Source organism: Halorubrum ejinorense (assembly GCF_039522565.1).
Classification (GTDB): Archaea; Halobacteriota; Halobacteria; order Halobacteriales; family Haloferacaceae; genus Halorubrum; species Halorubrum ejinorense.
The window spans coordinates 102,351-129,304 of the sequence record NZ_BAAADQ010000013.1; the positions used below are offsets into that span (position 1 = coordinate 102,351).

16 protein-coding genes and 1 pseudogene are annotated in these 26,954 nt (G+C 65.4%); 7 read left to right on the top strand and 10 right to left on the bottom strand.

Translation table 11 applies throughout. The annotated features are described in order from the left end of the window. The first annotated feature begins 2 nt into the window (after nucleotides 1-2). Nucleotides 3-1,112, top strand: coding sequence for a DUF373 family protein (locus ABDZ89_RS11340; protein WP_343779124.1), 1,110 nt, complete (start codon nucleotides 3-5; stop codon nucleotides 1,110-1,112). 54 nt (nucleotides 1,113-1,166) lie between these two features. Here the strand turns inward: ABDZ89_RS11340 and ABDZ89_RS11345 are convergent, their stop codons facing one another. The 5 genes from ABDZ89_RS11345 to ABDZ89_RS11365 form a co-directional block, all read right to left on the bottom strand. After that, a complete protein-coding gene (locus tag ABDZ89_RS11345; RefSeq protein WP_343779126.1) occupies nucleotides 1,167-2,174 on the bottom strand; it encodes a cell division protein CdpA domain-containing protein in 1,008 nt (335 codons plus the stop codon). An 83-nt stretch (nucleotides 2,175-2,257) separates the two neighbouring features. After that, nucleotides 2,258-3,319, bottom strand: coding sequence for a phosphotransacetylase family protein (locus tag ABDZ89_RS11350; RefSeq protein WP_343779127.1), 1,062 nt, complete (start codon nucleotides 3,317-3,319; stop codon nucleotides 2,258-2,260). Then, a complete protein-coding gene (locus tag ABDZ89_RS11355) occupies nucleotides 3,312-5,486 on the bottom strand; it encodes an acetate--CoA ligase family protein (protein ID WP_343779128.1) in 2,175 nt (724 codons plus the stop codon). Before ABDZ89_RS11355 ends, ABDZ89_RS11350 begins: the two co-directional genes overlap by 8 nt. An 89-nt stretch (nucleotides 5,487-5,575) precedes the next feature. Further along, on the bottom strand, nucleotides 5,576-7,186 hold the full coding sequence (locus tag ABDZ89_RS11360; protein ID WP_343779130.1) for a PAS domain-containing sensor histidine kinase: 1,611 nt from the start codon (nucleotides 7,184-7,186) through the stop codon (nucleotides 5,576-5,578). Between the two features lie 101 nt (nucleotides 7,187-7,287). Further along, nucleotides 7,288-7,671, bottom strand: coding sequence for a helix-turn-helix domain-containing protein (locus ABDZ89_RS11365; protein ID WP_343779131.1), 384 nt, complete (start codon nucleotides 7,669-7,671; stop codon nucleotides 7,288-7,290). 115 nt (nucleotides 7,672-7,786) lie between these two features. Between ABDZ89_RS11365 and ABDZ89_RS11370 the strand changes: the two genes are divergently transcribed. From ABDZ89_RS11370 to ABDZ89_RS11380, 3 genes are all read left to right on the top strand, one after another. Continuing rightward, the gene (locus ABDZ89_RS11370; RefSeq protein WP_343779133.1) at nucleotides 7,787-8,422 is read left to right on the top strand and encodes a helix-turn-helix domain-containing protein; all 636 of its coding nucleotides are present in this window, start codon (nucleotides 7,787-7,789) and stop codon (nucleotides 8,420-8,422) included. A 64-nt stretch (nucleotides 8,423-8,486) separates the two neighbouring features. Then, a complete protein-coding gene (locus ABDZ89_RS11375) occupies nucleotides 8,487-8,645 on the top strand; it encodes a DUF7560 family zinc ribbon protein (protein ID WP_343779134.1) in 159 nt (52 codons plus the stop codon). A gap of 64 nt (nucleotides 8,646-8,709) precedes the next feature. Beyond that, a complete protein-coding gene (locus ABDZ89_RS11380) occupies nucleotides 8,710-9,165 on the top strand; it encodes a pyridoxamine 5'-phosphate oxidase family protein (RefSeq protein ID WP_343779135.1) in 456 nt (151 codons plus the stop codon). A gap of 419 nt (nucleotides 9,166-9,584) precedes the next feature. On the opposite strand, the gene ABDZ89_RS11385 is transcribed toward ABDZ89_RS11380, so the two are convergent. Together ABDZ89_RS11385 and ABDZ89_RS11390 are read right to left on the bottom strand one after the other, a co-directional pair. After that, the gene (locus ABDZ89_RS11385; protein ID WP_343779136.1) at nucleotides 9,585-12,587 is read right to left on the bottom strand and encodes a DUF7827 domain-containing protein; all 3,003 of its coding nucleotides are present in this window, start codon (nucleotides 12,585-12,587) and stop codon (nucleotides 9,585-9,587) included. Nucleotides 12,588-13,071: 484 nt separating this feature from the next. After that, nucleotides 13,072-15,573, bottom strand: a complete 2,502-nt coding sequence (locus tag ABDZ89_RS11390; protein WP_343779138.1) for a hypothetical protein — start codon at nucleotides 15,571-15,573, stop codon at nucleotides 13,072-13,074. Nucleotides 15,574-15,754: 181 nt separating this feature from the next. Here ABDZ89_RS11390 and ABDZ89_RS11395 point away from each other — a divergent pair, with 181 nt between their 5' ends. Further along, on the top strand, nucleotides 15,755-17,185 hold the full coding sequence (locus ABDZ89_RS11395; protein ID WP_343779140.1) for a sugar transferase: 1,431 nt from the start codon (nucleotides 15,755-15,757) through the stop codon (nucleotides 17,183-17,185). 320 nt (nucleotides 17,186-17,505) lie between these two features. Here the strand turns inward: ABDZ89_RS11395 and ABDZ89_RS11400 are convergent, their stop codons facing one another. The 3 genes from ABDZ89_RS11400 to ABDZ89_RS11410 are packed head-to-tail and all read right to left on the bottom strand — an operon-like array spanning nucleotide 17,506 to nucleotide 23,843. Next, nucleotides 17,506-19,239, bottom strand: a complete 1,734-nt coding sequence (locus ABDZ89_RS11400; protein ID WP_343779142.1) for a carboxypeptidase regulatory-like domain-containing protein — start codon at nucleotides 19,237-19,239, stop codon at nucleotides 17,506-17,508. Between the two features lie 6 nt (nucleotides 19,240-19,245). After that, complete coding sequence (locus ABDZ89_RS11405) at nucleotides 19,246-20,688, bottom strand: hypothetical protein (RefSeq protein ID WP_343779144.1); 1,443 nt, start codon at nucleotides 20,686-20,688, stop codon at nucleotides 19,246-19,248. Nucleotides 20,689-20,693: 5 nt separating this feature from the next. After that, complete coding sequence (locus ABDZ89_RS11410) at nucleotides 20,694-23,843, bottom strand: tubulin-like doman-containing protein (RefSeq protein WP_343779146.1); 3,150 nt, start codon at nucleotides 23,841-23,843, stop codon at nucleotides 20,694-20,696. A 603-nt stretch (nucleotides 23,844-24,446) separates the two neighbouring features. Between ABDZ89_RS11410 and ABDZ89_RS11415 the strand changes: the two are divergent. Together ABDZ89_RS11415 and ABDZ89_RS11420 are read left to right on the top strand one after the other, a co-directional pair. Continuing rightward, nucleotides 24,447-25,433: pseudogene (locus tag ABDZ89_RS11415) on the top strand (NAD-dependent epimerase/dehydratase family protein). A 287-nt stretch (nucleotides 25,434-25,720) separates the two neighbouring features. Then, nucleotides 25,721-26,917, top strand: a complete 1,197-nt coding sequence (locus ABDZ89_RS11420) for an orc1/cdc6 family replication initiation protein (RefSeq protein WP_343779148.1) — start codon at nucleotides 25,721-25,723, stop codon at nucleotides 26,915-26,917. Nucleotides 26,918-26,954 lie beyond the last annotated feature (37 nt).

Sequence of the window (26,954 nt, forward strand, 5' to 3'; positions counted from 1 at the left end):
CGATGCTGCTCGTCCTCTGTGTCGACCTCGACGACGACCTCGGCCGCAAGACCGGGATCCCCACGCCCGTCATCGGCGCCGACGACGTCACCGAGGCCGCGGTCGCGCTCGCGACCGCCGACCCCGAGGACTCCGACGTCAACGTCCTCTTCCAGGGCGTGAACGTCCACGACGAGCTGGCCGCCGAGGGCGAGGCCGTCGAGGTCGCGGCCGTCACCGGCGTCGACGGCGCCGACGTGAAGGCGAACCGCGCTGTCGGACAGGAGGTCGACCGCGTCCTCGCCGAGCTGTCGACCGGGGAGGAGGTGTCGGCGGTCGTGATCACCGACGGCGCCCAAGACGAGTCCGTCCTCCCCGTGATCCGGTCGCGGATGCCGATCGACGGGATGCGCCGCGTCGTCGTCCGACAGGCGCAGGACCTCGAATCGCTGTACTACACGATCAAGCAGGTCCTCGCCGACCCGGAGACGCGCGGCACGATCTTAGTCCCGCTCGGCGTCCTCCTTCTGATCTACCCGCTGGTCGTCGTCGCGAACCTCTTCGACGTGGCGGGCGCGGCCGTGTTGGGAATCCTCTCCGGTGCGGTCGGCCTCTACTCGCTGTTCCGCGGGCTGGGCCTCGAAGACACCGTCGACGGGACCGCCGAGACCGTCCGCAACGTCCTCTACACCGGCCGCGTGACGCTCGTCACCTACGTCGTCGCGCTCGCCTTGGTCGTCGTCGGCGGGGTTCAGGGGGTCGACACGGTCGACGCCGTCCGGGCCGTTCAGGGGGGGTCACTCGCCGCCGGCACCGCGCTCGCCGCGTTCGTCCACGGGTTCGTCCAGTGGCTCAGCGTCGCCGGCGTCACCTCCAGTCTCGGCCAGATCACCGACGAGTACCTCGCGGGACGGTTCCGGTGGCGCTACCTCAACGCGCCGTTCTACGTGGTGTCCATCGCCGTGGTGTTGTTCGCGCTCTCCGGCTTCTTCCTCCCGGACGCCGCCGGCGTGACGGCGCTCGACCTCTCGGAGCTGGCGATGGCGCTCGCGGCGGGGACGCTCATCGGCGTGTTGAGCACGCTCGCGTTCGCGGTCGCGGAGTCGCAGCTCCCGTCCGCGGAGCCGGTGTGAACTGAGAGAGACAAAGACGGGACGCGTTCGGAGTGCGAGGCGGCGACGGGACGGCTAGCGCGGCGTCCAGGAGTCGCAGGCCTCCATGTCGTCCATGAGCTCGTCGTAGTGGGCGCAGTAGGGGCGCATGCCGTCCTCCGTGCGGACGTAGTCGAACTGGGCGCAGTTACCGCAGTAGGCGTCGCCCGGCCCGTCGCGGGCGGCGGGCGAGCCCGGCGAGGGCGCCGATTCGGGGCTCGACGGCGACGACGGAGCGTCGGTCTGGCCCGCGTCGTCGAGCGGCGAGGTGATGTCGGTGTCGGCGCTGCCGCCGTCGCTCACGCCCGCGGAGCCCGACGGGGAGCGGTCGGCGGTCGCGGGGCCGCCGGTCGAGTTCCCGGCGACCGACGCGCCGCTCGGCGCGGACGTGGTCGACCGCTCGGTCGTCGGCGATCCGCCCGACGAGCCGTCGGCGTCGGGGCGGTTCGTCTGCGTCTCGACCTCGCCGTCGGGCGTCCCGCCGAGGAGGCCGATGCCGCCGCGGCTGCCGAGTTGGTCTCGGGGGACCTCGACGACTTTCGTCTCCCCCTTGTGAGTCACTTCCATCGTGACGGTGCCGCCGGGGTCGTTGCGGGTCTTGAAGTTCGCGACGCCGACGAACACGCTCCACAGCGTCGTCGCGGCGCCGAGGAAGTAGACGCCCGCGGTCGGGAGGGTGAGGTCGGTCAGTTCGGGGCGCGGACCGCCGACCCACTGCTGCGGGTACGCGTGCGCGAACAGCGCCACGCCGAGACACATGACGGTCGCGCCGACGATCGCCGCGACGTAGGTGTTGCGGTCGGCCGGCAGCACGGCCATCACGCCGAGCAGGACGAGCGGGAGTCCCACGCCGCCGAGGATCCCGCCGAGCTGGCGGGCCTCCGCAGAGGTGTAATCGCTCGGTATCAGCACCTCCGCGGCCACGAAGAGGCCGACGACGAGAAGCAGCGTTCCCGCGACGAACGAACCCACACCGAGATAGAGGCGACGCGGCTCGGCCCCGGAGCGCCCCCGTCCACCGTACGCCTCCGAGAGACTGGTCATGGGCGGGGTACGTCGTCCACCGTGAAAACAGTACGTCAGACGATCACGAGTCGCGGGCGAAACGGAAGGGGGTGACGGCCCGCTCAGAGGAGCGCGTCGACGTCGACGTGGTCGCCCAGCAGTTCGGCCATCCGGTCGACCGTGCGGACGTCTCGGGTGCGCCCGCCGCGGACGACCTCCTCGGCGCGGTCGATGGCCGTGACCGTGTCCGTGTTCACCGCCAGCACGGGCTTGCCGGCGTCCGCGGCCTTGCCCAGCACCGCGCCCGAGGGGCGGTGGCCGCCGGTGAGCACGAGACAGGCGACGCCGGACGCCTCGAGGGCGGCGGTCTGAACGTCCGCGCGGTCCCCGCCGGTGATGACGGCCGCGTCGCGGGCGCGCCGGAAGTACCGGAGGGCCTCGTCGCCGCCCATCGCGCCGACGAGGAACCGCTCGACGAACGCGTCGGTCGGCGCGTCGGTGAGCAGTTCGGCGCCGAGTTCGTCGGCGAGTTCGCCGACCGTGACGCCCGCGAGCTCCTTCTCGTGGGGGACCGCGCCGAAGACGGAGATGCCGCGCGATTCGAGGAACGGAATGCCGTCCTGATCGAGCGACTCGAAGGCGTCGTCGGTGACCTTGTTGAACACGACGCCCGCGAGGCGGTCGCCGAACGCGTCCGCGGCCGCCAGCACCTCGTCTAGGTCGTTCGGCGAGCCGTACTCGGCCACGAGGACGACGCGCGCGTCGAGCAGCTCCGCCACGTCGACGTCGGTGAGGTCGACGACGCCGCCGGTGGTCCAGCGGCCGCCGCCCTCGACGAACACCTGGTCGTGGTCGGCCGCGATCCCGTCGTACTCCTCGCGGACCCGCTCGCTCAGGGCGTCGGCGTCTTCGGTGCCGCGGATCGCACCTTGGACGAACGTCGGCGAGTAGACGACGGGCTCCATCTGGTGCATCTCGGTGTCCAAATCGAGCACCTCGCGGGCCAGCATCGGGTCCTGATCGAGCGTCTTGCCGACGTTCGACTGGAGGCGGGTGCCCTTCGGTTTCATGTAGCCGACGCTGCGGCCGCGGTCGGCGGCGAGCCGCGCCAAGGCGACGGTGATCGCTGTCTTTCCGGTGCTGTCTCCGGTCGCGGTGACGAGTGTGGTGGGTGTGTCAGTCATTGGTGGGTTCCTCCGCGTCGAGCGGGGTCGGGTCGTGCTCCGGGTCGGCCGCCGGGGAGTCGAGTTCCTCCGGATCGACGGTGAGTCTCACGTCGACGGCGGCGGCGTTCGTGCCGCCGTCGTCGTCGGGCAGTGCGACGAGGGGGTTGATGTCGAGTTCGAGGATGGCCGGGAAGTCGGTGACCAACTGCGAGAGCCGGCCGATCGTCTCGATCACGGCGTCGACGTCGACGGGGTCGCGGCCGCGGGCGCCGCGCAACAGCGGCGCCGACTGGATCTCCTCGGTCATCTCGCGGGCCTCCGGTTCGGAGACGGGCGCGACGCGGAAGGTGGTGTCTTCCATCACCTCCACGAAGATGCCGCCCAGCCCGAACATCAGCAGCGGGCCGAACTGCGGGTCGCGGTTCATGCCGACGATCGTCTCGACGCCGTCGTCGAGGTCGACCATCTCCTGTACCTGAACGCCGAGGACCGTCGCGTCCGGCTGGTAGTTTCGCGCGCGGGTGATCAGGTCCTCGTAGGTGTCGGCCACGTCGTCGTCGCTCACGCCGACGGCGACGCCGCCGATGTCGGACTTATGCAGGATGTCCGGCGAGACGATCTTCATCACCACGTCGCCGGAAACGCCCTCGGCGACCTCGCGGGCGCGCTCGGGCGAGTCGACGATCTCGCCGTCGGGGGTCGGAATGCCGTAGGCGTCGAGCAGTTCCATCGCCTCGACGCCCAACCGATTATCGTCGCGGTCGCGCACGCTGGCGAGGATCTCGTGGGCGCGCTCGCGGTCGACGTCGAACGACATCGCCGGGGCGTACTCGCGCTCCTTGATGTCGCGGTACTCCGCCAGCGTCGCGAGGCTGTCGATGGCGCGCGCGGGGTCGAAATAACAGGGGATCCCGCGCGCCTGAAGCTGCTGTTTCGGTTCCCGCGTCCGGTCGCCGCCCATCAGACAGGCGGCCACGGGCGCGTCCATCTCCTCGCTGACCGCCTCGATGGCGTCGGCCAGATCGGCGAAGTCGATCGTCGCCGTCGGCGCGGCCAGCACCAGCGCGGCGCCGACGTTGTCGTCGGTGACGGTGATCTCGAGCGCCTCGCGGAACCGCTCGACGTCGGCGTCGCCGATCACGTCGACCGGGTTGTGGATGTTCGCCTCCTCGGGCATCGACTCAGCGAGCCGGTCGGTCGTCTCGGCCGTGAACGACGCCATGTCGAGGTCGGCGTCGCCGACCGCGTCGGTCGCCATCACGCCCGGGCCGCCGGCGTTCGTGACGATGGCGACGCTGTCGGTGTCGGGCAGCGGCTGGCTCCCGAGGATGCCGGCCGCGTCGAACAGCTCGTCGACCGACTCGGCGCGGATGACGCCGGCCTGGTCGAGCCCGGCCTCGTACGCCTTGTCGGAGCCGGCGAGCGTCCCGGTGTGCGAGGAGGCGGCCTGCGCGCCGGCGCTCGTCCGCCCAGACTTCACGGCGACGATCGGCGTGTCTTGGGTCGTCTTGCGGGCGGTGTCGATGAACTCGCGGCCGTCCTCGATCCCCTCGAGGTAGCCGATGATCACGTCGGTCTCCTCGTCGTCGCCCCAGTGGTCGACGAAGTCCGTCTCGTCTAAGACGGCCTTGTTGCCGAGCGAGACGACGTCTTTGAACCCGATCCCGTTGTCGTTGGCCCAGTCGAGGACCGCGGTGACGAACGCCCCGGACTGGCTCATGAAGGAGAGCCCGCCGGGAAGCGCGTTCTCGGGGCCGAACGTGGCGTTCATCCCCGAGGGCGTCGACATGATGCCGAGGCTGTTTGGGCCGACGAGGTTCAGGTCGTACTCGTCGGCTAGCTCCGCGAGGTGACGCTCCCTCGCCGCTCCGTCCTCTCCCGTCTCGCCGAACCCGGCGGTGATCACGACGACGTTACGGACCCCGGCCTCGCCGCACGCCTCGATGGCGTCTAACACGATCGAGGGGGGGACGACGATGACCGCCACGTCGGCGTCCGCGTCGGCGACGCCGTCGACGCAGGGCGTGTCGAGCACCTCGTCGTAGTTCGGATTGACGGGGATCGTGTCGCCGTCGAAGTCGTCGAGGAGATTCGACGTGACGGCGCGGCCGACAGCGCCCTCACGGGCGGTCGCGCCGACCACGGCGACCCGGTCCGGGTCGAACAGCTCGTTGAGCGTACCCATCAACGCGGAGGTAGGCGAAGCGACGGCTTAAGATCGGTGGGAGGTTCTTCGAAATCGGAGTCAACGGTGAACGATCGATCGGGTTTCGGTCAGGGGTCCGTCGATCCCGACGGCAAATCACGTGCGGCGCCGTAGGGGGCGGCGTCGTCACCGCCCTCTCGGTCCGGGGTGGGATCGGAGTCGGCGGCCGGCGCACCGCCGTCCGACTCGGCCGGAGGCGACCCCCTCGCGGCGCCCCGGCGCGGGCCGCGCGTCCCCGCCGGCGGCGTCGAGTCGCTGTCGGCGTCCGGCACGCTGAGCGTCACCTCGTTCCCGTCGGCGTCGGCGTCGAACGTCAGATCGCCGCCCGAGCGGTCGGCGATCCAGTAGACGAGCCACAGCCCCATCCCGTCGGTGTGCGTCAGGTCGTCCATCTCCCAGCGGTCGGTGATCGGGTTGCGCTCGTCGGCGGGTATCGGCGGCGCGTTGTCTCGGACGGTGATCTCGACGCGCTCGGACGGGGCGGTGACCTCGACCGCGACCCGCGGGGCCTGCTCCGCGTGTTCGATCGCGTTCTCGACGAGCTCCGCGATCGCGTAGTCCAACTCGGGGTGCGTGAACGCCTGGAGGTCGTCGGGACAGCGGACGGACACCTCCGCGGCCGCGGCGTCGCAGTCGGCGAGCGCGTTGTCGACCGCGGTCTCGACGAGCGACGCGACTCGGAGCGGCTTCGGCGGTTCCGTCCGTCGGAGGAGGTCGATCACGCCGCGTTGCTTCTCGGCCGAGGTCAACAGGTCGTCCGCGACGCGTCGGATCGTCTCCGCGTGGTCGATGAGGTCGGCGGCGAGTTCGGCGGCGTCCTCGCTCCACGACTCCGGCGCCCGGAGCGCGTCGTCCGCGCGCGTCGCGATCTGCTCTGCGGTGCCGTCGACGATGTTCATGTCGTTGCGGATCGTGTGGCGCAACAGGTTGTCCATCACCGTGAGCTGGCGCTTCCGCTGGTACTCGTCGGTGACGTCGCGGGCGAAGCCGGTGACCGCGACGACCTCCTCGTCTTCGACGACCGGGCGGCCCGGCACCCGTACCCAGCGGATTCCCTCGTCGGGAGCGCCGATCCGGTAGTCGAGGTTCGTCGACTCGCCGCACGAGAGCCGCTGCATCGCGTCCTTGACCGCCGGACGGTCGTCCGGGTGAACGACCTCGAGGAACCCCTGCGGCCGCTCGCGCAGCGCTTCGCGGTCGATCCCGAACACCGGCTTCGTCGCCTCGTTGACGAACAGCAGTTCGCTCCAGTCGGCGGCGAACATCCACAGCACGTCCGGCGAGGTGGAAGCGATCGTCTCCAGCCGCCGTCGGGACTCGACCTCGAGCGTGACGTCGCGGGAGCTCAGCGCGTAGCCGTCGATGCCGGTCTCCGACGGCGGGTACACGCGCGTCCGGAGCCACAGCCAGTCGCCGTCGGCGGTCGCGTAGCGATACTCGAGCGGCCCGTCCGGCCGAACGTCGCTGCGAACGGCGGCCTCGAAGAGTTCCCTGACGCGGTCGACGTCTTCCGGGTGAACCAGCTCGAACGCGTCGGTGCCGACGAGCGAGCCGGGGTCGAACCCGAGCAGCGCTTCGGTCGCCGCGTTGAGATACCGGAACCGCCCCGTCTCGTCGATCACCGCGATTTTGTCTTGCGCGAGATCGATGAGAGTCTCTGGTTCCGGCGAGCGAGACATACGCGGATCCTTCACGAACGGCTGTATAACCTTGACCGTTCGATTATCAGGCTCGAAAAATGACGGGGAGAGAACGTGTCCCGAACCGGCCCGGAGTCGCCTCAGTCCGCCGAGACGCCGGGCGCGTCGAACGCGGCGGCCAGCGGGTCGGCGTCTTCGCCCTCGACGGTGACGGAGACGCCGTCGTCGCCGACTTCGATCGCGGCGTCGGCGGCGTCGCGGACGTACTCGGCCGCGTGGTCGCCGTCCGGGTCGAACCGAACGCCTTCGGCGAGCAGCGGCGTGTCGCTCAGCAGTTCGACCTTCCGGTAGGCCGTCGAGAGGGCGATGTCGCAGTCCTCGGCGAGTTCGCTCGTCGTCTTCGGCGTCCCCGCGGCCGAGAGGATCGCGCGGCAGTCGGCGTCGGCGAGCGCCTCGAACGTCGCGTCGAGCGTCGCCTCGTCGTCCGTCGCCGCGGTGCCGTTCGCGCGTGGAGTGCGTTTCATATCTGTACGTACCGGCTCCACGCCCCCGAACAGTGCCCCACCATATGCGGGGTGTTTTATACCGCGACGCGCCCCCGTCAACGTTTTTGCCCGCGGGCGGGCACGGACGAACGAGATGGGATCCGGCATCAGGGCGGAGGTCTCGCTGCCGACCGGGGCACCGGCTCCGTTCGACGGCGTCGTCGACGGCGCGACGCCGGTCACGAGCGTCGCGCGCTGTACGCCGGCCGGCGACGCCGAACGGGTCGTCGTGGAGTTCATCGCGGACGGCGACTTGTCGGTTCCCGACGGAGTGGAGGTCGTCTTCGACTACGGCGGGCGGGCGGCCTACCGGTTCGAGGCGACCGTCGACCCGGACTCGCCGTTCGTCGTGCTCGACCGCTACGAGACGCCGATATCGGAGGCGGTGATCCGCGACGGGCGGCTGCTCATCACTTTCCACGCGAGCGACCTCCCGACGCTGCGATCGGTGTTGGAGGCGTTCCAAGAGTCGTGTCCGGACATGGAGGTGAAGCGCTTACTCCAGTCGACGACGACCCCGACGGAGTCGGATCTGGTCACCGTCGACCGGAGCGAGTTGACGGAGCGCCAGCGCGAGGTCCTCGCGGCCGCCTACGAGGCGGGCTACTTCGATCACCCGAAAGGCGCCAACGCCGGCGAGGTGGCCGAGTCGCTGGGCATCGGTCGGTCGACGTTCACGGAGCACGTCGCGGCCGCCCAGCGGAAGCTGCTCGGCTCGCTGCTCGATTGACCGCGTTCCGAAGCCGCGAGAATCCGAGTCTCGTTTGATGGGCGTGGGTGTCGTACGCACAGCCATGACGCCCCCATCGACACACACCTTCATGTGTCCGGAGTGTCGGCGCTCGATCGAGGTGGACGACGCGATGCGGGCGACGCTGCTCGAGACGGGCTGTGTCATCTGCGGGGCGCCGGTCACCGAGGAGGACATCGGTGGGGCCGCGACGGCCCACTGAGCCGGCCGCGTCGCCGATCGCGTCGTCTCGTGCCCTTTATGCCGCCGTGCGACGAGTGTCGGATATGCCGACGAACAGCGAGGTCGAGATGTCACCCGCCGAGGTGGACGCGCTCCTCTCAGAACACGAGACCGGCGTCCTGTCGCTCGCTCGCGACGACGCGCCGTACGCGATCCCCGTCTCCTACGGCTACGACGCGGACGACCGCGAGCTGTACCTCCGGCTGGTGTCGACGCCCGACAGCGAGAAGCGCGCGTTCCTCGGATCGACGCCGGAGGCCCGGATCGTGGTGTACGAAGACGAGGACGACGAGTACGCCAGCGTGATCGGCGTCGGAACGCTGAACGAGGTCGACCTCGACGAACTCACGCCCGAAACGATCGCGCAGTACGGCGAGGCCCGCCGCCCCCTCTTCGAGATCTGGGCCGACGACAAGCCGGACCTCGACATCGCGCTCTACCGCTTCTCGCCCGAGTCGCTGACCGGGCGGACCGTCGTCGTCGAGCGGGACGACGAGTAGGATTTTCGGCCGCCCGGCGTTTTTCCCGACGGTCGTAGTCGCGGTTGCTGTCAACGACGAGTCCCCGGAGTTCGACTGTCTTCGTCGAGCGGGGGCTCCGGCTCTGTGCCACTCTCAGTTCCGTCTGAACGAGTTTCTCTGACCCTCAGTCCACGCCCTCCCGCCACAGAGCGCGTAGCCGACGACACGTCCGGGAGTCGGAGTGATGCCAAGTCAGGATCCGAACCATGATATGCCCCGGAGCGGCGTCGTCGGCAGTCCGGGGATCACCCGTTCGACGCAAGTAGCTATCTGTTCGAGCAATATCTCGACCGGTCGCCGTCGCTGGTTGGTCGAGGCGCGATAAAGAAAGACCGCGTGTGGATCGGCCCGCGAGGGCCGATAGTTAGGAACTGCGAGTCGCGTCCGCGGCAGCGACGTTAGTCGTTGCGGCGGGTCGCGAGCAGCGCAGCGGCGATGAGCGCGACGAGCGCGACGAGGGCACCGAAGCCGGGCGTGCCGTCGTCGGTCTCGCCGGAGGAGCCGTCAGAGCCATCGGAGCCGTCGGAGCCGTCAGACCCGTCGGAGCCGTCGGAACCGTCACTACCGTCGGAACCGTCACTACCGTCGGAACCGTCGGAGCCGTCGGAACCGTCAGACCCGTCAGAGCCGTCGCCACCGTCTTCGAGGGTGAGCGTGGCCGTCTGGCTGTCGTCGTCAGTGAAGACGCCGTGCTCGTACTCGCCAGCGTCGAGACCGGACGTGTCGACGTCCGCGAACTCGACGGTGGTGCTACCGCCGGCTTCGAGGGTCACGTCCTGACTGGCGACCGCGTTACCGCCAACGCGGAACTCGACAGTCTGAGTGCCCTCAGCGTCGCCGGTGTTCTCGACCGTGGCCGTGATGGTCAGCGCGTCGCCGACCGTCGCGGTCACGTCCTGCGGGTTGAGCTCGGAGACCTCGAAGGCCGCCTCGGCATCCGAGACCTGCTCAACAACCGTGCCGTCGGACTCAGCCGTGAAGGCAGCCTGACGGACCTCAGCGGTGAACGTGTCGTTCACTGCGGCGTCGCTGAGGTCGAAGGTCGCCGAGAACGTGCCGTCGGCCGACACGGCGACGTCCTCGTCGTTGATGATGAAGCTCGTCGAGGCGTCGTCGTCACTGCGGACGCGCACGTTGAACTCCGTCCCGGGCGCGACGTTCGTCGTACCCGTGATGGTCTGCTCTTCGGCGTTCGTCACTTCGATGGCGTCCTCGTTATCGAACTCGCCCTCGGCTTCAGTAGCCGAGAACGTAGCCGAGTTCTCGAGGTACGCTTCTTCGACGGCGTCTCCGTCATCCTCTTCGAGAAGGTCCAGGAGACGTGCGTCCTGCACGTTGAACTGAACCTCGTACTCGTCACCGTCCTCGATGTCCTCGCTGACCTCCTCGTTGAGGGCATCGACATCCGTGACGATGTAGTAGTTGCTCGACGCGTCGTCGTAGACAACCGTGAAGACGTTCGAGAACGCGGTCGAGTCGCTAATGTCCTCGTTCAGATCAATCGAGGTACTCGGCTCGTTCGCACCGGGGTTCTGAAGCTCGAAGACGGCCTCAAGCCGGTCCGAATCTGCCGCGATCGCGTCGTCGTTCGACTCGTACTGACTGTTGTTCGTACTCAAGTAGTCGTAGAACGCAGTGGTGGTCTCAACGTCGTCGATGTCGCCACCGCTGGCGTTCGCGAGGGCGCCCTGAAGACCAGGGGCCGTAAGCTGGTGGACCAGCACGTCGCTGCTGGATCCGTCAGCGTCGATCGCGAGCGTGTCGGTCTGCGTGACCAAGTCGCCCTCAACAGCGCTGTTGATCAGGCTGACCGTCGCGCTCTCGTTCTCGTCGTTCAGCTCTTCAGTGACATCTTCCTGGACGCTCTCGCTGGTACGCCAGAGAGCGAGGCCGGTCTCGCCGCGGTCCTGAATGGACAGCGAAGAGATGGTGTCCGGGTTTTCGAGAGTCTCGTCGTAGCGAACGACGCCGGAATTGTTGGTGTTCGGGCCGACCGCGAGGTCGTACGTGCCCGAATCGAGGATGTCGGTCAGGCTCGACTCGCCGTCGAGAGTGACAGTCGCGTCGTCGTCCGTCGTGGAGACGACCTCAGCGTTGGCGGCACCGGAGCCAGCCGCGTACGTGTTGAAGAGGACTTCAACTTCGTCGTCCTCGTCGTCTTCGATCGTCACGTTGGCCTGGTAGCCGTCGTCTTCCTCGTTGCCGATCACGAGCGTGCCCGTGTCGGTGTTGTCGAGCGTGACCATGATGGACGCAATGCCACCCTGGTCGACAGCGACAGAGTCACCGAGACCGAGTTCGCCGTCCTCTTCCTGGGTCACTTCGATCGAGGCGGTGTCCTCGGCCGTCGAGTCAGCGACGGCGAAAGTGAAGTCGTAGGTACCCTCTTCGATGTCGGTGAAGTCAGTGGCGAGTTCACCGTCGGTCTCCACCTGGACAGTGATCTCGTCGTCGTCGTCGACACCGGAGATGGTACCGAAGTCGCTCGTGTTGAAGATGGTCTGGAGTTCGTCGTCATCGAGGTCACCGTCCGCGCTCACGTCAATCTCGTAGCTTGCGCGGTTGGAGTCGATGTCGAGGTCGGTCTCGTCACCGCTCGCGACCGAGTCGTCGACGAACTCAGTAGTGAGGCTCTGCGTCGTGACCTCGAAGCTGTTCGAGGTCCCAGTGCTGTTCGTGCTGGAAAGCCCGTCACCGTCGAAGTTCAGCGCTTCGGAAGTGTTTGCTGCGTTGACAACAACGTATTCGCCGGTATCGAGACCCGCCGTGTCAAGGACACCGAAGTCGCTGTTGGCTCCCTCAAGGGAGAACTCGTCGACGAGCGTGCCGATGTTATCGTCGTCGTCGACGGTACGAACCTGAACTTCGTCGATACCCTGGGAGTCAGCGACCTCGAAGCCGAGTTCCTGACCCTGCCAGAACGTGCTACCCGAGCTCAGTGCGCGGTCACCACGGTCGCCGACGTACCCAGTATTGCTGTCCACAACGGTGTTGAAGTCATTCTGCGTAACCTCTTCACCGAAGCCTGTTTCAAGCCCGCTAACGGAAGCGGTTGAAAGGTGTGCCTCGTGCTCACCGGGGAAGCCGCCCGTGTCCTCAACGGTGACATCCTTGTTACCGTCAGAACTCACGTCCTGGGCGCCAACAAGAACGCGGTTTCCATCACTGTTGTCGTACGTGATGAGAACCGAACCGTCGAACGATCCGCCGCCATTATTACTTGTACCGACCGTTACTGTACCATCCGAATTGAGCAGCTGGTCATCAAGTGACACCGTGTCGCCGCTATTGACCGCAGCCGCCGGAGCGGCAGCGAAGCCAACAGCGACCATGGAGATGACCATAACCGCCGCAAAGAAGACCGAGCTGGCCTTCTTGCGTGTGGTATTGTCGTTTGTCATTGTGTGTTGTTGTGTTCTGCGTCGCGACAGTCTGCTTTGTCCTCGCCTGCGTCGCCCGTTCGTCGTCAACCAACGCCTCGGCGTGATACGGCCGGACTCGACGCGGATTACTCGCGATCGTGTCGCATTGTGGGGTAGGGGCTGCGGACGATGATTGAGGCGGTCAGTATAAGTACTTTGTGTCGATCGTCGGAGTGTGTGAACGCCTCTCATAGACGTTTCAGGCTCTGAGGCACCGGTTTTCGATTTCGAGACACTTGGAGCGAGGAGATGTGAGGTATAAACTAGCGAGTCATCAAAAAGTCTCTCGACCGAAACAGGTACAAGCCGAGGTTGACATGTTCCAACAGGGCCCCACGGACCCACGCGACCGGGCAGTCACGCTGGCGGTAGGGGACGTCCGGTCGTCTGGGTCCGTCTGGCTCCATTCTGCTATGAGCGACGGTTCCTCCTTTTGAGCTGATAGCGAATCCGGGAGGATCACCTACGCGGGCGGGATCGTCGTCCGATTGCCCGCGAAGACATCACTATCAGTCACCGTCACGGTGCGATTCCCCACCTGATACTCGCCAGGATGTGCGACGCGAATCGTCGCCGTCCCGTTCGTGACCGGTGCGCCGCGTGCGTATTCGTACGTTGCGCCGTCGCCATCCGCACCGACCGTCACCGTCGTCGTCGCGGTCACCTGCTCACCGCTCGGGTCCGACACCTGAATCGTCGCCCCAGGGACGACCGCAAACGTGCGGACGCCGTCGTCGCTCGCGAGCAGTTGGTAATGGCCGGTCGCGGCCGTGTCATTGGCTCCGAGACCCAGCCCCTCGTGAAGCGCCGTATAGGTGGTGTTCGCCGGTGCGCCCTCGCGTTCGGTGACGACAACGTAACCGACCCGGCCTCGGAACTGATCGTACCAGTCGTCCGGATCAGGCGACGCGAGGAACTGATCGTGATTGCTCCGAGCGTAGCCGTACCCCTGTGACTCGCCGTTCACGAAGTAGTTGTACATGCGATTGTCGCCCCATTGGCTCAACACGAAGTTCTGCGGGTATTCGCGGTCAACCTCGTCGGCGTGCGAATCGATCGTGAGCGCGGCGTCGAACTGCGCGCGGTCGTGAGTCGTCTGCCCGACGAGCGACGGAACGAGCAGGAGGTTGAACAGCAACACGACGGCGATCGTCGCGACGAGATAGCCGCGCACTCGAGTGCTGTCCGGGAGCGCGAGCGACGTGATTTCTCCCTCCATGGCTGTCGTGTCCTCCCGTCGAGTGCGAGGCGACGGGGAGTCGGAACCAGCGGACCGACCCACGACGGCGACAGGCCGCGCGATGTCGATCGCCGACAAGAGGTAGACAAGTCCGATCCCCGCGAACGGGGCGATCATGATCGCCAACTGGCCGGCGAACCGGACCTGAATCGTCGCGAGCAGCGTGTAGTACCACGCGAAACAAACCACGACGAGCCAGCCGGGTTCGTAGCGGCGGGCGACCGCCCACGTCGCGACCGCGAGGACCGCAACCGCGAAGTAGAAGCCGAGGCCGAGCTGAAGCAGCGGGCCGAACACCACCGCGAAATCCGGACTGAACAGCGAGGCTGTCTCGGAGATCCCCTCGCGGAAGAACAGGTCGTCCGCGCGCGTCTGGAGGCGCTCGATATCGCCTGGTCGCAGGCGCGCGTAGGCGACGAACCCACCGACGGCGACGACAGCATCGACCGCGACGAGGCCGAGTGGCGGCAGCGAGACGCGGCGCCACAGCTCGCCAAGGCCGACGACGACGACCGCACCGCCCGCGACGAGGACGGGCGTGACCGCGGCGATCGACTCGTGCCACCCCAACGCGAGGTGTGCGGCGAGCGCCCCCGCGGCACCGAGTCCGAGTCCGCCGAGCAGCGGCGCGTTGGCGACGGCCGGCGAGATGTCGTGGCGCACGTCGAGCGCGACACGGAGGCCGACGACGGCCGCGACCGGGACGAACGTGAGCGGCGAGCCGCCGTAGGTGTGGGCGGAGGCGGTCACGGCGACGGCGAGCGCGAGCGCAACGAGCCACATTCTCGCGTCGCGTGCGTGTGCTCGGGCGGCCGTCTGCGCATCTTTCGTGGTTCGCCGTGCGATGTCCGTCCCGAGTGCGGTCAGCGTGACGACGAGCAGGCCGAGCCACAGGTACTGGTGGGCCTGATGATCGAGGAAACCGACGGAGGTGTACACGACGTTGGCGGGCGCAAGCCCGTAGAACAACACCGCCGCGAGCGCGACGCGCACGTCGCCAGTGAGCAGCCGCGCGAGTCGGTAGACGAGATACCCCAACGCGACGGATGCGACGACCGGGAGCCACGCGGCGACCGCGGGCGCGGCGTCGACACCGCCGAACAGGACAGTGACCCACCAGTTTGTCGCATGGGCGAGCGGGCGCGTGCTCGCGGCTCCGCCCATGTCCGCGAACAGCCCCAGATCGAGGATACCGTCGGCACGGGCGGCGAGTCGTTCCTGCCAGTAGCGGAAGAAGTAGGTGTCGTTGGCCGGTGAGACAACGAACCCCCGCTGAAACACGGCGGGCGCGGCCACGAGGCGCGCGCCGGCGACCGCGAGCAGCGTCCCGATCAGGCCAGCGAGGGAGAGTGCGTCAGCGTCGCCACCACCGAGGAGTTGTGCGATCCCGAGACCACTGGCATCGTCGTCATCAGGAGTCGAACCGCCGCGACCGGGCTCAGCGGTCACACCTGACTCGCTGTCGGCGGCCCCGTCAGCGGGTCCAGCCTCGAGGCCGGCGCGGATCGCGTCGGGGTTGACGAGCCGGTAGCCGTCGGCGACTGACTCCGCGAGATCGCGGGCGACGAGCTCGCCGAACTGGCCAGAGTCGAGACCGATCTCGTCGAAGGTCCACGGCTCGCCGTCGCCGTCGCGGTCGACGAGCGCAGCGAGCGCGTCGGTGGCCTCCGGGTGATCCGCGAGGAACGAACGGGTGGTGGCGGTCGTCTCCTCGGGCGAGGGCATTGGCTGTCATCTGTCGGGGGCGCCGATTAGCGGTTTCGGTCGACGGCCGGCGCGAGCGGTCGGATCGAACCCGACAACGACGTGCCGAGAGCCCAAAGCGGGTGAGGCGAGCGTATCGAACGCCAAGACGGGCGGACGACAAACACGATATTTAACACGATACGACTGACACTATGGGACAATGGACACCGGCTGGGGGTATCGCGTCGCGAGTGTGGGCGGGGTCGTCGCACTGGCCGCGCTCGCCGTGGTACTCGTCAACAACGGCGCTGTACAAGCGGCCGCGGCGACGCTGCCGGTGCTCGGTCGGCTCCCCACCGACCCGCCGGCGGGCGCGGAGTTCCTCATCGAGGTCGCGCTGACGGCCGCGGTGGTGACCGGGGCGTTCGTCCCGTTATATAAGCCGCGGCCGCGGCGGATCCTCGACATCGTCGCGCTCGCGCACAAGCGCACCTTCGTGGCCGTGTTCGCGCTGGCGACCATCGGCTACTTCGATTACAGCTACAAGGTACCGCGGCTGACGCTCGTGTTGATCACACCGCTGTTGTTGGTCGTGTTGCCAGCGTGGTTCATCTGGCTGCGGCGGCCCGAGGCGCGCAGCGAGCGGGCGATCATCGTCGGGGACGACCCGACCCAGATCGCCGAGATCGCGAGGAGTGCCGAGCTCCCGTTGCGGGGGTACCTCTGCCCGACGACGGTCCACGCGCTGACGGACGATCGAGGGGTCGCCGACGACCACGACACCGCGGCGCCCGGCGTCGCTCGCGCCGCGGACGGCGGACACCGATCGGTCGGTCTCCACCGGCTCGGCGGGCTCTCCCGGCTGGAGGACATCCTCGTCACGCAGGATGTCGACACGGTCGTGTTGGCGTTCGACGAGCCGGACCGGGCGGAGTTCTTCGGCGCGCTCGACGCCTGTTACGAACACGGCGTGGCGGCGAAAGTCCACCCGGCGCACGCGGACACGGTGTTGACCGACGCGCCGGACCCGAACGCGTCGCTCGTCGACGTCGAGATCGAGCCGTGGGACATCCAAGACTACCTGTTCAAGCGTGGCTTCGATATCGCCTTCTCGGTGACAGGGCTGTTCGCGTTGTCGCCGGTGATCGCCGTCATCGCGCTTGCGGTCAAGCTCGAAGACCGCGGCCCGGTGTTGTACCGACAGGAGCGCACGGCGGTGTTCGGGGAGACGTTCCCGATCTTCAAGTTCCGGTCGATGACGCCCGAAGGCGAGTCGACGACGCCGATTGAGGACGACGAAAACGACCGGATCACGCGAGTCGGACGCGTGCTCCGCCAGACGCATCTCGACGAGATCCCGCAGCTGTGGTCGATTCTCCGCGGCGACATGAGCGTCGTCGGGCCGCGGGCGGTCTGGACTGAGGAGGAACACCTCCTCGAGGACGAAGCCGAGACGTGGCGTAAGCGATGGTTCGTCAAGCCGGGCCTGACCGGGCTCGCGCAGATCAACGATGCGAGCAGCGTTGATCCCCAGGCGAAGCTTCGGTACGATCTCCAGTACGTCCGCGAGCAGTCGTTCGCGTACGACCTCAAGATCGTGGCGCGACAGCTGTGGATGGTCGGTGTGGACGTGATGGCGGCGCTGTGGTGAAAGACTTGAACTGGCGTTCAGCTCGGTATCCACAGCCCCGAATGGCTTCACACGAAAGACTTGGACGTGTCAACTTCGGCTCAGGAGCACAGACTTGCGGGAGCCTTCGTATCGGGGACGTTACGTGCGGAAACTCAGCGACCGCCGACAGAGACTCTCTCCGTCCGTTTGGAAGTTCTATATTAAGTGCCGTCGAATTCACATTCGATGAGAAGCAAGGAGAGTCCGGCAGTCAGAGGTACGTCGTCCGAAGCGACACGGAATCCGGCTACCGGTTCAACGGGGCCGAGCCGTCGTCGGAAACGAACGCACTGGGGCGGTTACTCTTGACGCGTCACTGTAACCCGAACGATGCGAGCCTGCCCCGGCTCCAACGTGATTCCATTTTCATTGATATTTTCGTACTCGCCGCCTCTGAACTCGATGTCGTAGACACCGGCCTCGAGGCCGGTTGTGTTATACCAACCGTCCTCGTTAGTTTCAGCGGGATTAGCGGGGGGAATGGCATTTCCAGTCGCGTTGTTTCTTAGGTAGACATCGGCGCCAGAAACGCCGCCAGCGGTGTCTGAAGCGTTAAAGTACACGGACAGGGAAGCAGTCTGTTCCAATCCAATGGTATCAACCTGTGTCGTCATCCCGTTCACGTCGACCGTGCGGCTTTCCGGAACGTACCCGTCAGCGTTGACCGAAAGGTTGTATTCACCGGCCGGGACATCGTCGAAGCTGTAGCTTCCGAAATCGCCGGTAGTCGTCTCAAATCTCTCGTCACCGGTAAGCGAGACCGTTACCGAGACGTACGCGTCGGCCGTCGCGTCACGTACGCCTCCTTCGACGCGGGAGCGCGTGGAACTGTCACCCTCTGATGCGGCAGGGGTGAGCGAGATATTGCCCCCACGAGACTCCGGCGAGAGCGTTACGGTCCGGTTCTGATAGCCGTCTGCGGCTACGGCAAGCGTCAAATTCGACAGTCTCGTTTCGCTGACAGTGAAGTTATACCTCGGTTGCGTTGCTTCCTCCAGTGTGACACCGGTCTCGTTGCGGAGTTCGATAGAAATGTTGCCGGTAGAAGTGCTGATCTGCTCGTTTGTCGTGTTATCGACGAGCGCACCGGCTACGTTCGCCTGTGAAGGCGTTTGACCGCCCCCACCATCCACAACTCCAAGAGAACCTAACAACTGAGGACCGACAGTCATTGCGGCGAAGAGGACGATCAAGACGACAGCGCCGACAGCGATGTACAGACCGACTTTCGGAGGAACGAGATAGTCGTCGTCAGATCCGCTCGCTGTCGAGCCGAGGTTGGCGCCGGTTACAGGGGTTTTCAGGGCCGGGACACTACTCTGGACGCGGCTCCGGATCTCGTCGTTCGAGAGGCCGTGCTCCCGGGAGAGCGTCTCCACCGATTCGCGTATCGACGTGATCTCCTGTTTGATGTGCTTGTCGCGGAGCGACCCGGCCGTCGACTCCCACCGTGCTTCCGTCTCTGCTAAAGGCGTGATACCGCGGTGGCCGCCCGGAGTGACGACGAGGTCAAACGTCGAGAGGACATCTGCGTCCGTCGAGTCGGCGATCGCCGCCTGGTCGAACTCGCCGAGGTACTCACTGAGGAGGCCGATGGCGTTACGCTCGTCCGAAACGCCGACGGTCACCGAGCTGCGAGAGGCAACGAGTTCGGAGAGGACGTCCTGTTCTTGGCTGTCTCCGGGGAGCGCCGTGTTACCGCGTTTGAGTTCGCGGTACACCTTCATCTCGTCCGAGGAGTCGTCGATCGTGTACCCCCATTCGGACTCGATGCGCGTCGTGAGATCGTCGATGAGGTCCCGGAGCGGCGCGGTCGAGTTGTCCACAGAGTAGACGGCGTAGAACTGCTCTGTCCGGGCGTTCCGCGTCTCTCGGGCGCGGAAGAACAGGCTCAGCTCTTGCCTGTGGTCGGAACGGATCGCGAGCCGTACCCCGCCGTAAAACAGGTCCTTGATCTGTTCGTTCGTCCCCGTCGCGGTGCCGTCGGGGGAGTACGCGTTTCCTTTCGTGTCGTAGATGCGTAGCGTTGACATGCGTGATCACCCCAGTTTCTCCAGCAGTTCCTCGAAGCCGACCGTCATCACGTTCCCGTTCCGGTCGCGCATCGGCACGCGTTCGCCGGCGTCGTTCACCGTCGTCTCGTAGTACACCGGATGGATCTCCGAGCCGGAAGTGTCCTGCACCAGCGTCCGGACCGCTTGGTTGTTCTCAACCAGCGTGTCGTTCACGTACTGGCGGAAGTCGTCGAAGTACTGGTGCGGGTCGAGCGCCTGTTCGTCCTCGAACTGCTGTGCCAGGATGTCTGACTTCGTCGCCACGAGGAGGACGTCCTTGTTGTCGGCGGTGTCGAGAATGTCGAAGTACGGCTCGATACCCAGCGGCTCGTTGTTGTGGTACCGCTCGACATCGATCACCAGAATGAGCGTGTTCGCCGCGCGGACGCGCTCCGAGAGGAGTTGGACCGTCGAGTTGTCGATCTCCGACTCGGGGCTCATGAGCGCGCCGGGAAGCTCCTCAAGGTACTCGCCGGCGTAGTCGAGACTCGACAGTTCGATGTTCTTCGGAAAGACCCGACCGTTGACGAATCGGAACTGAAGATCCTCGATGTCTGTCGCACCAGTCGAGTCGAGCTCCCAGCCGGCGCTTTTGGTCGCGGCGTCGAGCCTCCCGACGAGTTCCATCAGATCGCCGCTGGGGTTCAACGGCGTGTCGCTTTTCCTGTCGACCGCATCGTCGAGCGCGGCAAAATACTTCCCGACGAGAAACAGCGATTTACCCGACCCCGGTGGCCCGAGCACGAAGAAGTTCTCCGAAGAGTCGTACGTAACGAACCGGCGAAGCGTGACGACGAACACCCCAGCCATCAGGGCGTTCGTGGTGAGTCCGCTCCACGCGACCGAGACCGTCGGTTCGGGTGCGATGATCTCTACCGTGCCGCCAGACGGGTCGATGAACTGCGGGAAGTTGACGTGGAACTCGACGAGTCCGACGACGATGATGGCGCTGATCAAATAAAACAGGATACTCGCAGACCGACGGAATTCGAGCGCCGAAGTGGTCCGAACCTCCATGAGTTGTTTGCCGCCGCCGACGACGGCGCCACCGACGAGGCCCGCACCGAGCCATGCGACGTTCGCGGTGAAGTCGATGTTCGGAATGAACAGTCCGATCGAGAGCAGTCCGATGAGGGCAGACCCGGTCCCGATCCAGAGGAGCGCCCCCTGAACTCGCTTTTTCGGGTCGATCGTCATGAGCAGCAGCAGCCCGAGATAGATCCCGAAGACGGCCGCCGAGAACTGTTCGAGTGAGATCGACAACAGGGGGTCCAACGAGAGTATCAGCGGCCGGAACACGTCGGACGCGATCCACGCCTCCCCGAGCGTCAGGAACAGCGGCCCGGCGACGGCGACCATGATGACGAAGTACACCCCGAGGAAGAACTTCTCGCCGTGTTCCTCGAGAAACGTGGCCGGTGAGTTCATCGGCGTTACTCCTCCCCCCCGTCAGCGGCGGCGGTGAAGTCGGTTCGGCTGATGTGTTCGTTTAGCAGGTCCGCTTTGATTTCTCCCTCGTCTCTGAGGAAAAACTCCACGTCATCGGGGTGTTCTAAGTTCAACACCGTGTCGCGTTCGACGAAGTACCCGTCGTCGAGGCCGTAGGCGTGGTGGACGAGGATGTCGGTCTCGTCGGACTGCTTCCGCGACTCGTAGCCGTTGCGATAGCCGTCGGCTTCGATCTCGGCGCGGAGGTTGTCCAGGAAGATGCCGTCGATAAAGATCCCGAGTCCGACGTCCCAACTCCCCCCCGCTTCGACCGGGAACGAGGCGTAGTTCTCGCCGCCCGCACCGAGGTTGTACGCGCCCTGGAACTCCGATTTGAGGTCGGCCACGTCGTTGATCTGATCGATCGCTCGGCTCATCACGCCGACGACGATGTTCATCTCGTTGTACCGGGCGCGGTCGCCGCTGATCCGACGACGACGGATACCGGTGTATCGAGGGTTGTGCGCGTTCCGTGCCAGCTCTTCGAGCGAGCCCCGGAGCCGCTGGCGCTCCGTCTCGTCGTCGAAGATCTTGCTTTCGGCGATGTCGGTGTCGTCACGGAGTTGGAGGATGTCGTTCGGCTGGGCCGTCTTGACGTAGCTGTACTCCTCGGTCTCGGTCGCCACGGAGGAGTTCTTCTCGGCGTTGTACTCCTCGCGGAGCCGCTGGTAAGTCTCCTGTGAGCTCAGGAACGAATCCCGAGGGCCGTTCAGCTCTTCGAACAGGGAGACGGTCGCGTCGTAGAGGTCCGCCTCCTCGGTGGCGGTGTCGAGGTCAGACTCGAGATCGTCGCGCCGCCGCTCGATGTCGGCGGTCTCGACGATCTCGTCGCGCACGAGCTCCTCGAACTGGCGCGTGAGCTGATCGAAGCCGACCCCCGACTCGAGGTCCCGCTCTAGCTCGGTCATGGCCGTCCGATGCTCCTCGTCGAGCTCCGACCGCGTCCGCGAGAGGATCTCAGCCCGTCGCTCCTCGGTCTCCGTGTCGATGATGCGTTTAAGTTCGCCGACCGAGAACTCGACCTCGATGGAGAGGTTACTCCCCGCACGCGACATCTTGAACACTTCCGCGTCGTCGAGCTGACTCCGCTTGCGGCGGTAGTTCTTCTCGGCTTTCTTCCGTTCCTCCTCGCTTGAGGAGTCCCACGGGAGGATGGACTCGATTGTGCCCTCCTCCTGGTTCATCGTGAGGAAGGACTTCTTGGCGTCCGCCAAGTCGGCGAGCGACGAGTTGATCCGGCGCTCGACATCGGTCGTGTCCACGCCGACGGCGTCGAACTCGGTGCTGATGTCGTCGAGCGCCGTGCGGACGCCGCTGTCGTTGACGGCCTCGACTTGGTCGACATCCTCGGCGTTCTCGACGGCTCGGGCGAAGGATTCGAGCCCGTTCCGAAGGTCACCGATCAGCTCTTCGACGGCCATCGACTGGCAGTCGACGTAATCGTGATACAGTGGTTCGACCGCGTTCTTCCACGTCGCGACCCGGCGGTCGACTTCGTCTTGTTGCTCCTGTTTGCGGGTCTCAAGCTCGGCTTCGGCCTCCTGTAGCTCCGACTGGAGCCGATCACGCCGCTCGGCCACCTCGTCTAACTTCGCCTCCAGCCGGTTGATACGAACGCCGGGGTTGATTCCCTCGTCTTCGACGGCCAGGAGGTAGCTGACCGTTCCCTCGACGCGGTTGTTGTCAATCGAGCGCAGCCGGACGAGGAGGTCCTTCCGATGGGCGATCCGGTTCAGCTCCGTGCTGATGATGTCGGCCAACTGCTTATCGATGCTGTCGACGTACTGCTCGTTGTCGCCTTCGATCCGCGCGGTGCCGGCCCGAATGGAGCCGGCGATCACGTCGATCTGGTCGAGGATGTCGTCAGTCTCCGCCTCGGCCTCGGAAATGATCTCGCGGTACACCGACACGGACTCGTACTCAAGCTCGGTGAAGATGTCGAGGTCCGTGAGCGACCACACGTTGTCGAGGCGCGTCTCGAGGTCCGTCCGGTCCGAGTCGTGGAGCTCGCCCGCCATCTCGTCGGGGCTCCATTCGCGCGAAAGGAACCGGTCGACGCCGGTGTAGACGTCCTCTTCCGCCTCCAGTGCGTCCTGTTTCGCGTTGAGGATCTCCTTGGTGACAGTCTTTGCGTCCTGAATGGCGTCGACGTTGTACCGGAGGACCTGCGGGACGCCCATGATGAACGGCGCGTACGACGGCGTGTCGGCGAACGGGTCCTCCATGTCCATCATGTTGTAGTACGACGCGATGAGGTACACCGCCGCCCGGTCGAACTCGACGAGCGCGTCGGAGCTCTGGATGAGGTTGCCCTTCTTGCCGCCGAAGCCGGTCGGATCGATGGGGATGAGGACGCGGTCTTTGAACAGGTCCTCGCCCTGGAGGCTCATGTACTCCAGCTCGGAGAGGACGGCGTGGGCGTTCGCGCTCTCGGCGTCGCCCTCCTCGTCGTTGGGGAGCACGCCGAACAGCGTGATCTCGGCGGTCCGTTTCGTCCGCTTGAGGTGTTTGACCAGGTCGATGAAGATGCCGGAGCCGGATCCGCCCCCGAGTCCGGCGATGACGGCGACCTTCCCGCGGTCCGGGAGGTCGATCGACGTGCGGACGTTGTCGTCCTCGGCGTAGGACTTGTAGTAGAGCCCCTTGCCAAGCCCGCGCTTTCGGACGACGCCCGTGGCGAAGTCGAGGTTCTCGTTGATGAACTCGGGTTTGAGCCACCAGTTGTCCTCGTCGATCCCCACGCCGGCCGCGATGCGCGGCACCGCCTCCGCGCCGATCAGGTCGTTCTGATCGTGAAGCTGGATGTTCCGCGTGAGCGGGAGGTACTCGATGTTGATCTCGCCGAGCCGCCCGTCGTTCTCGGCGCTCTCACGGAGGCGGTCTTTGGTCTCTTGGATCGAGTCGTTGATTTCCTGGATTCGGTCGAGGTCCCGGTTCTCCTCTTCTTCCGCCGTGTCGATCACGGTTACCGTCAGCGACCGCGGGTTGCGTCGCGGCTGGAGCACGGACTCTTGAACCCAGTCCGCCTCCAGGAGCTCGTAGGTGATCGCCTTGCCGGCGCCACCCACCGCGAAGATCCGACTTGGTAAATTCATCTGGACAGACACATAGATGAAATATCGTTCAATAAACTATTCGGTCTTGTCCATACTGACTGATAATTCCAGCGCGCCGTCGCTATGGAGTATGGACGGGCTTACTCGGTTTTTCGAGCGACTCGAGCCGACTGTTTGACGGAGCGTTTGTCCCGATTTCCCGGCTGTTGCGTAGGTAATAACGTCTTACCGGACCTGTACCCGCTTCGAGAGCAGTAGATTGACCTCGCGATGAATCGGGAGATATTTCATTTTTCGTATCTATGTGCTCGGTCGTGATCGTACGGGCAAAAGCGGTGCGGTGAGGGCGCCGTTGACTCGGTACGACGACCGAGTCGGACGGGCAGTTCGCGCATCTCGGGCAAGGGGCGAGGTGGATTTCGCGGAGAATGATCTCCTGTACTCGAATTTGGGCCAGCAGGGGAGCCGGGTCGCTGGCCGAACGGGCCGGGAACGACAGAGTAGTGCCCGTGTGAAAAGCAGGGTCGTTTCTGGTCAGGCTTGGACAGTGCGTTTGGATGGAGAGGACTCCGGACGAGGCCGCGACGAGCCGTCTCAGAAGTGAACCGCGCGAGTTTTGTGTCGGCCTGCTGAACGGCGCGTATGCGTATCCTTGTGACGGGAGGGGCCGGATTCATCGGCGGCCACCTTGCCGAGTCGTTCCTCAAAGACGGCCACGACGTGACGGTCCTCGATAACTTCGAACCCTTCTACGCAGAAGGGATCAAGCGCCACACGCTCGATGTCCACCGCGAGGTGGCCGAGGGGCGAGCCGTCGACTACCAGTTCGTCGAGGGTGACGTTCGGGATCCGGAGACGGTGCGGGAGCCCGTCGCCGACGCGGACGTCGTCGTCCACCAAGCCGCGCAGGCCGGTGTGCGCTAGGGCGTGGACAACCCTCGGAGGGTGACCGACATCAACGTCGACGGGACGGTGAACCTCTTGGAGGCGTCGAAAGAGGCGGACGTGAAGCGGGTGATGCTCGCAAGTTCGTCGTCGGTGTACGGGAAACCGAAATCGTTACCCTATGAGGAGGACCACCCGACCGAGCCGGTGAGCCCCTACGGCGTGACGAAGCTGACCCAAGAGCACATGGCGCGGGTGTACACGGAACTCCACGGACTGTCGACGGTCTGTCTTCGCTACTTCACCGTGTACGGGCCGCGGATGCGGCCGAACATGGCGATCTCGAATTTCGTCTCGCGGTGTGTGAACGGCGAGCCGCCGGTAATCTACGGCGACGGCCAGCAGACGCGCGACTTCACCTACGTGGCCGACGTGGTGGACGCGAACCGGACGCTGTTGGACTCGGACGCCGCGGACGGCGACGTGTTGAACATCGGCAGTTCGGACAACATCTCGATTCAGGAGTTGGCTGAGACCGTGCGAGATCAGTTGGCGCCCGAATTGGAGATCGTGTATGAGTCCGCGCGGGAGGCCGACGCCGAACACACGCACGCGTCCGTCGAGAAAGCCGGCGAAGTGATTGACTACGAGCCCTCACGGACGATCACGGAGGGCGTCGGCGAGTTCACCGAGTGGTATCAGGCGAACCCCGAGTGGTACGAGCCGTTAGTACGGGAGTCGTAGGCAGCTCGGAGTTGTAGTCGGTGAGAGAGTACGTTTCGTGTGCTTTCGATGGGCAAAAGCATCGAGAACATCACGGAGAGAGTGGATTTCGTGTGCTCTCGATCCTAGTGGGTATGACGCGATCGGCGCAGAGTGAGAGAGTACGTTTCGTGTGCTTTTCGTTTCCTTTTCGCGAATATACGGCGACGTAGGGGATTTCTCTGCTTTGGATAGATCCTCCCACCAAAAGCATACGAAGCAAACAACACGTGGTTTTATATTCGTATGTTGAGTTGAACACGATATCCATGGGTGGCCCGTTCGATGAGATCACGGAAACCGTATTTGCGGACAAGGCGGTACTCACGGAAGGCTATCAACCGGAGACAATCCTCGAACGCGATGAAGAGATCAAAGCGTACAGCCACGCGCTTCAGGACGTGCTGTTCGGTCGGACGCCGGAGAACATCTTCGTGTACGGTAAGGCCGGACTCGGGAAGACGGCCGTCACGAAGTACATGCTGGAGGAACTGCGTGAGGAGGTACCGACCCGAGAGGCGGCCGACGAGCTTCACACCCACACAGTCAACTGTAACGGGCGGACGCTGTTCATAGTGGTTCGCAGCCTCGTCAACGGGCTGCTTCCGGAACACGCCAGCCGATTCCCGGAGCGGGGACTCGGGACCGGAGACGCGTTCGACGAGCTATACCGACAGTTCGATCGCGTCGGCGGGACGCACCTCGTCGTGTTCGACGAGATCGACCATCTGGAGGACGCGAACACGCTGCTGTACGAGCTTCCACGCGCGCGAGCGAACGGCCACATCACGGAGGCGAAGGTCGGCGTGATCGGCATCAGCAACGACTACACATTTCGACAGACGCTCTCACCGAAGGTGAAGGATACACTGATGGAGACCGAGATCTCCTTCAGTCCGTACGACGCCGCGGAACTGCGAACGATTCTGGAACACCGGGCGGACCGCGCCTTCGTCGACGAGGCGTGTGACACATCAGCAATCGCGAAGGGGGCGGCGTTGGCCGCACAGGACATGGGGAACGCGCGGCAGGCGCTCGATCTGCTCCGCGTCGGCGCGGAGTTAGCCGAACAGAACGGCGAGGCGCCAGTCACGGACGACCACATCGAGACCGCACGGGAACGAGTCCAGCGCGGTCGGGTCGCAAACAAGATCCGAGACCAAACCGAGCACGCGCAGTACATTCTGGAAGCGATCGCGAACCTCCAGACTAGCGGCGAGGTTCCAGCGCGGTCGAAGGAGATCCAGCGAACGTACGAGCGGGTGGCGGATTCGTACGCTGCGTCGCCGCTATCGACGCTGAAGAGCATCCAAGATCACCTCTCGGACCTCCACATGCTGGGGTTCCTTCGACGTCACGAGCAGAACAAGGGACTGAGCGGCGGACAATACTACGAGTATGAGTTGGATCTCGACCCGGCGATCGTCTTGGAGACGCGGACGGAGATCGCCGAGCACACCGAGTGAAAGCACACGAAATGTACTCTGTCTCTCGGGAGGAACT